Annotated in this window: 2 protein-coding genes; both read left to right on the top strand. The window is 42.5% G+C overall.

Annotated features, from left to right (window positions below; all coding sequences use genetic code 11):
* Positions 1-604: hypothetical protein (locus Q5Y71_RS16795; RefSeq protein ID WP_306043226.1), on the top strand; the 604-nt coding region annotated here is incomplete at its 5' end.
* Positions 605-619: 15 nt separating this feature from the next.
* Positions 620-1,018 (top strand): hypothetical protein, encoded by a 399-nt coding sequence (locus tag Q5Y71_RS16800; protein WP_306043227.1) that lies wholly within the window; start codon positions 620-622, stop codon positions 1,016-1,018.
* Positions 1,019-1,279: the final 261 nt, after the last annotated feature.

Genomic DNA, 1,279 nt, shown 5'->3' on the forward strand with positions numbered 1-1,279 from the left:
TGGTGGTAGTGGCAGCACTGTTGGCGGTATCGGCGGCACTGGCAGTAGCTCTTATTACAGTGAATGGTCTAGGCAATGGCTTCAGGATACTGAAAATGCCAAGGAAGCGGCAAAAAAGGGCGCACAAAAGGAGCGGACTTGGGGCAGTTACTTACCTGGAGTTGAAGCTGGTGATATAGCTGCTCAATATTGGGCTGATATAGCGGTTAGTTCGGATTACCCTTTAGCATTCTTAGCGCATGTTCCTGGTGTTTTTGCGGCACTTTGGACCGATCAAACTGCAACAAATACAGCTCTTACACTAGGTACGGCGGGTTTTAGCGCAGTTTCGTACTTTGCTAGATTAGGCTATTTTCGGTACGTTGGTCCTAATTCCAATCCAGCAAGTAAATGGCTTTTAGTGAATACTAGTAGTAAACCTCCCTATGCCAGTATGAGCGCTGCAAAGCAAGCTTTACAATTGCCTTCTATGCCTACTGCGTATCAAGCTGTAAAAGTACCCTTTTGGAAACCAGTTGTTGGGCCTAGAGCTGTTTGGCGAAATCCTCAATGGGGTACTGGTGGCGGAAAAGAGTGGTATCAGGGATGGCGCTTCCCAGACTAAGTAAGGAATTTAAATATGAAATATAATGCTGGAGCCTCTTATCTAAAAGAAAATGAATGGAATTCTATTTCAGTTTATTTAGATCCTTTTGTTGATGATTTAATCAGCATATCTAATGAGCAATCTCTTAAGTTTGAGTGTGGGAAAAGGTGGCCCAGTTTAGAGATGTCGAGAGAAAGAAGAGGGATTTTAGAGTCCTTTAAACTTTCTTTAAACAGTAATTACCTTGAAGACAATCGAGTTTTTTTTGAATTTTTTTATAATAAATTTTCAAAAAAAATATTTGGCAATGCCTCTGTTGAAAAAACAGAAATTTTAGGCAGTTATAGCTTGCAAGAAATGAATGATTTTAATTCCGTATTAAATGATATTAAAAGTAAGTTGGGTGAAATCATGCTGGGAGTATCAAAATAAGAATGATCTAAGTGCTGTAAATTCAAAGCCCTAGTAGATGGCTCTGTCGGGGGCTTATTTTTAGCATACTTATTCAGCAGTCAACACCTGACATCCCCCCATCACTCTGACCTTGGTCGGCGTATCCACCATAAAACCGGCAGTTTTGCCTATGACCCTTTCGGCGCGCGCCGGGAATCCGACTGGAGTGGTACCCTGGGAGCCGAATCCCTCACGGATTTATTGGCCAGCCAGGGATTGAGTACCAAGCGTGGCTTTACC

Origin of the sequence: Microbulbifer sp. 2205BS26-8, from assembly GCF_030731025.1 — a bacterium.
In the GTDB taxonomy this organism is placed as follows: Bacteria; Pseudomonadota; Gammaproteobacteria; order Pseudomonadales; family Cellvibrionaceae; genus Microbulbifer; species Microbulbifer spongiae.